Source organism: Mesorhizobium sp. WSM4815 (genome assembly GCF_055811575.1).
Genome location: NZ_JBVVQS010000102.1, coordinates 832,834 through 840,600 on the forward strand (window position 1 = coordinate 832,834; position 7,767 = coordinate 840,600).

Here is a 7,767-nt window from a genome sequence, read left to right on the forward strand (position 1 = left end):
TTGTGAATCTCGCTGTGGGGGTGGGACTTGGCAGTAAAATTCGAGGCGCTTGAAAAGCTGAGGGAAAGACTTCGGGAGTCCGACCACGACTTCCGCGGAGGAACCGAAATCTTCTCGAGCCTTAACGTCGACAAGGTCGCTCGGGATCTCGATCTCGTCGCCGCAGGGAAACGCCGCGGCGAGAGCAATCAGCCCGCCAAGGCATCCAGGAACCCGGACGACCTGGAGCACACGGTCATCGAGCTGGTCGAGGAAGAAAAGCGGAAATCCCACCAGACGATCGAGGACCAGCTGCAGTCCTTCTCGGGAAGGCTCGGCAGCCTCGAGTTCGACGAACAGTTCAGCGCTCTACGGCAGGCGAACGCGTCGGGACTGGCGGATTTCAAGGGCGAGATCGCCGTCGGCCTGGACATGCTGCACGGGCTGCGCAGGGCGCTCAACACGGCGGAAACCGAACATACCTGGTTCAAGGAGAAGCACGGACTTGTCCGGGCCGCGCGGCTGCACGAGGGACCCTGGCACATCTTCAGGTTCATGCTTCTCATCGTGATGTTCGGGCTGGAAACCATCGGCAACGCCAGCCTTCTCGCCACCGGCAGCGAGCAGGGCTTTTTCGGCGGCATCATGCTGGCGTGGATGTTTTCGTTCCTGAACATCGTCGTTGCGGTGCTCGCGGCTGTGTTCTGCGCCCGGCTTGTGACCCACAGGTCGTGGCTGAGGAGAGCCGTCGGAGGCACGGCCATCCTCCTCTACCTGGCGTTCGCATTCGGGCTGAACCTCCTCCTCGCGCACTACCGCGAGGTCAGCACCAGGATGTCGGAAGACTGGACAGGAAACGCGGGAACCCTCGTGCTGACCAGCATGAGGGAGAACCTTTTGGGCCTGACCGACGTAAACTCGATCCTGCTGTTCCTGATCGGTTTCGTCTTCTCCCTGATCGCGTTCATCGACGGTTGCTTCATCGTCGATCCCTACTGGGGCTACTCAAGCGTCGAGAAGCGGCTCCGCTCCGCGCGCGAGGAATACGTGAACGCCAAGGCCGACCTGATCGAAACGCTGAAGGATACGCGCGACGACCATAACGAAAAGGTCGAGGACGTGGTCAAGCAACTCGGCAGCAGGAAGCGGGAATTCAACGCCATAGTGGACCACCGGGCGAGGCTCGTTTCACTGTTCGAGCAGCACCAGGTCCAGCTTGAGCGCGCCTGCAACCAGCTGCTTGCCAAATACCGCGAGGCCAACATTGAGGCGCGCGCCGAACCGCCGCCGAAACATTTCTCGAACGCCTATAAGCTCGAACGCGTCAAGGTGAAGGTGTCGTCGGACGGGTCGTGGAACGACGCCGACCTGTCTGCCGACATCCGCACGGCGCAGGACGAGCTTTCTGCCCAGGTGAAGCTGATCGGGCTGGAATGCGAGAAGGGCATCGAACAGTACAAGGCACTCGACAACCTCTTTCCGGATAGCATGAATGTCCAGACGACCGCGTAGGCGAAGCGCCGCCAGGAAAAGAAGCGGCAAAGGCCACGGTTCCACGATCCTGGGAATCGCCGGACTGGGCGTCGTGCTCGCCGCGATGGCCGCAGGCCTCATTTTCCTCTTCGTCAAGTCGGGCGAAACGGTGGAGCTCGACCCCGACACGAACTGTCCTGTCGCCGGGCCGTCAAGCGCCACGGCGTTCCTTTTCGACACGACGGACCCGCTGTCTGAGGTCACCCTTAGCGACCTGAAGAACCATTTCAGGACCGAAGGATCGAAGGTCGGGCCGGGCGGGTACATCCGCATCGTCAGCTTGACCGCGGAGCCGGGGGAAGTCGTCACCTTGTTCGACGGCTGCAATCCGGGCGATGGGTCAACCGTGGACATCTGGACCAGCAATCCGAAGCGGCAGCAGAAGAAATGGGAAGAGGAATTCGGAAAAACGCTTGAAAAGCTCCCGGACGAAGTCGCCAACGGCTCGTCGGCGGACCAGTCGCCAATCATGGCGGCCATCCAGCAGGTCAAGCTGACGCTGTTCGACGCCGAAATATCGAGAAAGGCGGCGAAGCGCCTGATTGTCGCTTCCGACATGATCGAGCACACGAGCCTCTATTCGCAGTACCGGTCGAGCCTGGACTACGGCGCGTTCAAGGAGAGCAAGGCCGCGCAAATCTACGGCACGAGCCTCGACGGAATTGCCGTCAAGGTTCTCTACGTCAACCGCGAAAAGAAAGCCTTCAGCAGCCGCGAGCACGTGGAGTTCTGGGCAACGTGGGTCCGCGACGAAGGGGGCGACTGGGAAGAAGCCGAAAAGCTTGAAGGATTGAACTGATGGCAAGACGCCAAGGCTTTGCATTCCTGTCGAACCCCAGGCTGCCGCTGTTCGCATACGCCGGCGTCACGGTTTCGGGAATCCTGTTCATTGTCGCGTCAAAGACATACGGCATCGACAGGCTGGTCACGACTGCGACTCCGGTGTTGCTCATGCTCGCCTACGGCCTGCTGCCGATGTTTGTCGGCAGGCTCAGGCTCCACGACGAGCAGACAGGCGACAACCTGTACTACATGGGCTTCCTGTTCACGCTCACCAGCCTCGGCGTCGCCCTCTTCCAGTTCGGTTCGGAAACCTCGACCGATGAGATCGTCAGGAACTTCGGCGTCGCGATCACGTCCACGATCGCGGGCATCATGCTCAGGATCCTGTACAACCAGATGCGGCGCGATCCTGCCGACATCGAACGTTCCGCGCGGCACGAGCTGGCGACCATGACAAGGCGCGTCAGGGCCGAGCTTGAAAGCGTCTCGCGCGAATTCGCCGACTTCCGGCGCGTCAGCAACCAGATGCTGGAGGAAGGGTTCGGGGAGATCGCTGAACAGGCCGGCCGCAACGGCGAGCACATCAGGGCGTCGTTCGAAAAGATGGCGATGGAGGCCATAAAACCCGTGCAGGAGGCGTCGGGCAAGCTGGGAAACGCCATGGAGGAGAACTTCGGCAGGATCGAAACGCAGTTCTCCCAGATCGTGAAGAAGGTGGATTCGTCGGCGGAACTGCTCGACCGGGCGAACGGCGCGATGTCGGCGTCGGTCCTCAAGCTCGGCCAGCAGGCCGACAGCGTCGCCGGGAAGCTCGAGAAGGTCGTCATTCCTGACGAAGTCCTGAAAAACGAACTGGCACCGATGGTCAAGTCGCTGTCGGACGCCGTCGCCCAGTACGCCGTCAAGACGGAAGCCGCGTCGGTCGAGCAGCAGGCCCGGATTTCCGAGATCACGTCTGTCGTCCGCGAGATGGTCGAGAAGTCGGACAGGACCGCAGCGGCGGCGGAAAAATCCGCGGCGGCCGTCGAAAAGTCGATGGAGGCCGCGGCAAGCCAGCAGCGGGTCATGGAAGCGGTCGTCAAGCTAATGCAGCAGCAGTCGCAGGAGACGAAGCAGCTGATGACCCGTCTTGTGGACAGAAGCGAACGCGGTACGGCGCTCACGTCGGAGGCTGAAAAACTGATCGAAGATGCCGCGCAGGAATTTGTCGATCAAGGAACCGCATCCGTCGAACCGCCGCCGTATCCCGACACCTTCCGGACGCTAAACGGAGCGCCGCCTGCCGTCGAAGCCGAGGCACCGAGAAGAGCCTGGTGGAGCCGATGAACGGCCTCGGTTCAACGTCAGTCAACTTCGAGAGGAAAGGCTACGCACGCGGCCTGATCCTCGGCCTCACCATGGCCGAAACGATGCTGCTGCTCGTCTTCTGCCTCCTGCTGGCCGCCGGCGCGATCATCTCGAAGAAGGAAAAGGAAACCCAGGCAGCGCTCAAGGCGGTCGAGGCCGGTGAGGAACGCGTCCTGCAGGCCGAACTGGAGAAGTCGAAGGCGGAAAATGAGAGGGAACGGCTGCTTGCCGAAGTGGGGAAACTCATGCGGGCGGCAACCGGACGCCCGATTCCGGATGACGACTGGGACAAGCTGGTCACCGCCAGGAACGCCGCCGCCGCCATCGCCGAAACTGGGCTTACACTTGAGGAAGCCGTCGAGTACGCGGCCGCCACCAAAGTTCTGCGAGACAACGCCATCGTCGAAGAGATGGCGAAAGAACTCGTGTCCGCGATGAAGAAACTGGCGAAACACGGCATCTCACCGGAACAGGCGGCGGCAATGGCCGAATCCATGAAGGCTCTCAAGGACAGCGGCTATGCTGAGAAGACAGCCGCGGAATTGACGGCGGCATTGTCCAAAGCCGCAGACGGCGACGCCAAGCCGCATGAATGGCCGCCCATCATCAGTCTCAGCGAACTCGAGGGCTATAATTTCAGGGTCGGCAGCGCCGAGCTGTCAGAAACCTTCAGAACCAAGCTTAAGGACAAATCGGCGGAAATCGCGGAAACCGCCAAGCAGTATCGCGTCGACATCATCGAGGTAATCGGCCACACGGACGAACAGGTCATGGCAGGTGACTTTTCGAATATGGACAGCGGCCTAAAGCCAGTTCTCGACGGCGAGAAGCCGATCGGGTCGCTGCACCCGGCCGACAATGCAGGCTTGGGGCTCGCCCGAGCGATTTCGGTTGCAGAATTGCTCGAAAGGCTACCGGAACTAGACGGGTTCACCATTCTGCCGATGTCCGGCGGCCAACTCATCCTCCCCGGAGACAGGCTTACGGACGGCGCACAACAGGGTGACGTGAAAGCGCGGCGTCGTATCGAAATTCGGGTTCGTAAAAGGTCCGAGCAGCAAACGACCAAGATCCTTCCGCATTTTAGCGGCGGTTGAAAATCCCGCCATTAGGTAGCAACCGCCACCACAACTTCAACGGCCGATCTGGTATCCCTGAAACCAAGTTTCAGGGATCGGCGAAATGGGCGTGTCAGACGAGAAAGCAGTGACCGCCTGGATACGGCCATGAGAAAGCGGGCTTAGCAGTCACAGCGTTCCAAGACTAAGGGGCATCGTGGATCAAAATACTAAGACAATAAACGCTACAGCAAAGAAAAGTGGTGGTGGATCATTCGGCTGGGTTCTTCCGGGGATCGCTGCGTTGGTGCTGGCGAAAACGGTGGGCATGTTTCCCGCCATCGCTGCGTTCGTTACTTACTATGGACTGAAAGAGAAGTTCGGTATCGCTCTTTCGCTGCTGGTAAGCGTGGTGGTGGCCGGGGCTGTGCTTGTGGCAACACTCGCTTACTTCGTGCACTCCGAAGAATCCGCGCGACAACGAAGCGACCAGCACGACACGGATATCAAAAATCTATCTGTCTATCCTGTACTTTCGGAGAGAATGGCCAATCCAAGTTGGACTATCGCATATTGGATAAGCGCCGATAAAAAGGGAAGTGACTGCATCAGGGCTGACGAGTACATGGACGACAAAACGATGTCCAAGACGATCGGAACAAAGACTTACCATATTAACGACTATATTAGCTCCTGCCAGAACCGCATTGCTAGAAGTTTGGAATATGTTGAGCCTGCTGTACGGAAGTGGTGCGCCTATCGCCACACCAGCGCTCGCCTTGAGACCCTGTGTCGCGAATGGGAGCAGAACAAGACTCGTTACCTTGCGAGCATTGAAGCCTTAGATGGGCCGACACTGAATAGATATCGTGCCTTCATTGGACAGTAGGGGGCAATCAGGCGTGTGCGCCTTCTGGTCCTCGAGCGCTCCCTTCTTCACGGACGAACCCGAATGAAACATGGCAATCTTTCAGTTCAGTACCCTCCCGAGGTGGCTGACGGCAATGGTGAATTTTCCCACGATAGTTTGCTGAATTACTACAACACTTGCACAGGCTTGGCGGAAAAGCTCGTTCAAAAGCTAAATCTACCGATCATCAAGCATCGCGCTCTGATTCTCGTTGATCTTCAGGGTGTATACTTGGGGTTCACGCGATGGCTGACGGCACAAAACTTCCCGTTGGACGGCGGAATGGTGGCCAGCCGTTTCGCGCATTACCTGCTTGAGTATGTCGCCCGAAAAGTCGAATCTAAGGTCATGGATGATTCGAATACGGGGTCGTCTTCAATGATTTAGTTAGGACGGTGTTCAGGAAAGAATTACATACCCAGCCGATGCGCCACGTAGTGGACATCAAAACTAGCATTGAGTTGTTCTACGCTCCGGTTCCGCTCGCTGAAATTGAATCGCGGCTGAAGAAGCATGCTCTGACGGGCAGCGCCGAGGCTCGTCGCCAACTCGACGACATCCGTAACGGGCTTCTCAAGCCGCACGGCAATGCACGTGACTACGCTCACTATGACGACTTCATCCAATGCATGAAGAGAAGTTCGTCCGTCTCCCGTTGGGAAGAAGGGTTCTTCAACTTCTATGTCGACAAGTGGTTAGGCCTGACCTCGTTCGACGAGAAGGAGGTCGATACACGCCTCGTGATTCGCGCAGTCGATGCATGTGTCGACTACGAGGCAGATTCGATCTGCATCATCTCCTCGGACCAAGACTTCGTACCCCTTCACGAGCGCGGCGATAAGTCCGGTGTCCGCACGTACCAGGCCGACGCATCAAAGTTCGCGACCCCAGACAAGATTGGACGGAAAATAAGGGATTTGGGCGACAGGTTCATTCCGGGCGGGATCGATCCGCAATGGCCGATGAGAGCTGTGTTCGAGGCCTGTGGGCACGATCCATTCAACGGTGTCCCTGTGGGCAATCACATCAGCGAGGGGATTTCCTAGAGGGAGTTTTCGGCACTCTGTCAGCTTCACAACGAGATGAACGGCGACTACCAGTTGGAGCCGACGGTGGAAGCTGATGGCGGATCCAGCATCAAAGTGATAGTGCCGACGGCGCAGTGATCGCGCACTCTCGTAGGATTGAGGGGAACTGGCGGCTCATGGCTACGCCGCTCGCCCCTCGGCGAAGCGCTCGGCGTCTTCTGGTGGCGGTTGCTGCCCAATGACGGAAAATCCGCTATAGCAACGCAACCTCTATCCGGCTAGCTTGCCCTGCATTTATCGGAACATGGTTAGCGTCGCTATCAAGGAGACGTCCTGTTAGTCTGCGACAGTCACCGCGTCGGCTCGCCGTGATAGTGTCCTGAAGGTTCTGCAAAAAGCTCTGGAGAGAGAACAGCCCTTACTCTGAGGCGAGGGGCGGCCATGGCACGCTGGTGACGTTGCGATCACCGATTCCCGTGGAAGGGTAAGTGCCATGACCAAGCGAGACGTTAGACTGAGCAGAGGTGAGTTGAAAGCGTTGCTGTTGTCGGATGAGGACGGCTTTCGCAGAGTTTTGCAGACTGTGGTGCAGGAGGCTTTGGAAGCCGAGATGACGGAGGCGATCGGGGCCGAGAAAGGCGAGCGGAGGGCGGAGCGGGTTGGCTACCGGTCCGGCTATTATGAGCGCAAGCTTGTGACGCGGGTTGGCGTGCTGGAGCTTCGCGTTCCGCAGGATCGGGCCGGCCGGTTCTCGACGGAGTTGTTCGAGCGTTATCAGCGCTCGGAGAAGGCACTGGTGTCGGCGCTGGTCGAGATGTACGTGCAAGGCGTGTCGACGCGCAAGGTCAAGGCGATCACCGAGGAGCTGTGCGGCCATTCCTTCTCGGCCTCGACGGTGAGCGAGGCGACGGCGCGGCTGGATGAGGCGCTGAAGGCGTTCTTTGAGCGGCGGCTTGCCGAACCTTACCCGTACCTCATTCTGGATGCGCGCTACGAGCGGGCGCGCGAAGCCGGCGTGATCGCCAGCCAGGCGGTGCTGGTGGCGATCGGGGTCGACTGGGAGGGCCGGCGCCAGGTGCTCGGTGTCGAACTGGCCAACCGGGAAAGCCATTCGAGCTGGCGCGCGTTC

At 59.2% G+C, this 7,767-nt stretch carries 8 protein-coding genes; all 8 read left to right on the top strand.

The features are described 5' to 3' along the window. Positions 1-27 precede the first annotated feature (27 nt). Complete coding sequence (locus AC0L2B_RS32675; RefSeq protein WP_473510106.1) at positions 28-1,491, top strand: hypothetical protein; 1,464 nt, start codon at positions 28-30, stop codon at positions 1,489-1,491. Beyond that, positions 1,472-2,311, top strand: a complete 840-nt coding sequence (locus tag AC0L2B_RS32680; RefSeq protein ID WP_473748249.1) for a hypothetical protein — start codon at positions 1,472-1,474, stop codon at positions 2,309-2,311. The genes AC0L2B_RS32675 and AC0L2B_RS32680 overlap by 20 nt, the downstream gene beginning before the upstream one ends. Further along, entirely contained in the window at positions 2,311-3,621 is a 1,311-nt protein-coding gene (locus AC0L2B_RS32685) for a hypothetical protein (protein WP_473510102.1), read from the top strand. Before AC0L2B_RS32680 ends, AC0L2B_RS32685 begins: the two co-directional genes overlap by 1 nt. Next, positions 3,618-4,739: an OmpA family protein gene (locus AC0L2B_RS32690; RefSeq protein ID WP_473510100.1), complete on the top strand. Its 1,122-nt coding sequence runs from the start codon at positions 3,618-3,620 to the stop codon at positions 4,737-4,739. The genes AC0L2B_RS32685 and AC0L2B_RS32690 overlap by 4 nt, the downstream gene beginning before the upstream one ends. Before the next feature lie 178 nt (positions 4,740-4,917). Beyond that, positions 4,918-5,589, top strand: coding sequence for a hypothetical protein (locus AC0L2B_RS32695; protein WP_473510098.1), 672 nt, complete (start codon positions 4,918-4,920; stop codon positions 5,587-5,589). Between the two features lie 63 nt (positions 5,590-5,652). Continuing rightward, the gene (locus AC0L2B_RS32700; RefSeq protein ID WP_473748250.1) at positions 5,653-5,997 is read left to right on the top strand and encodes a hypothetical protein; all 345 of its coding nucleotides are present in this window, start codon (positions 5,653-5,655) and stop codon (positions 5,995-5,997) included. 50 nt (positions 5,998-6,047) lie between these two features. Beyond that, entirely contained in the window at positions 6,048-6,656 is a 609-nt protein-coding gene (locus AC0L2B_RS32705) for an NYN domain-containing protein (RefSeq protein ID WP_473748251.1), read from the top strand. 475 nt (positions 6,657-7,131) lie between these two features. After that, a partial coding sequence (locus tag AC0L2B_RS32710; protein ID WP_473748252.1) for an IS256 family transposase occupies positions 7,132-7,767 on the top strand: 636 nt, incomplete at its 3' end.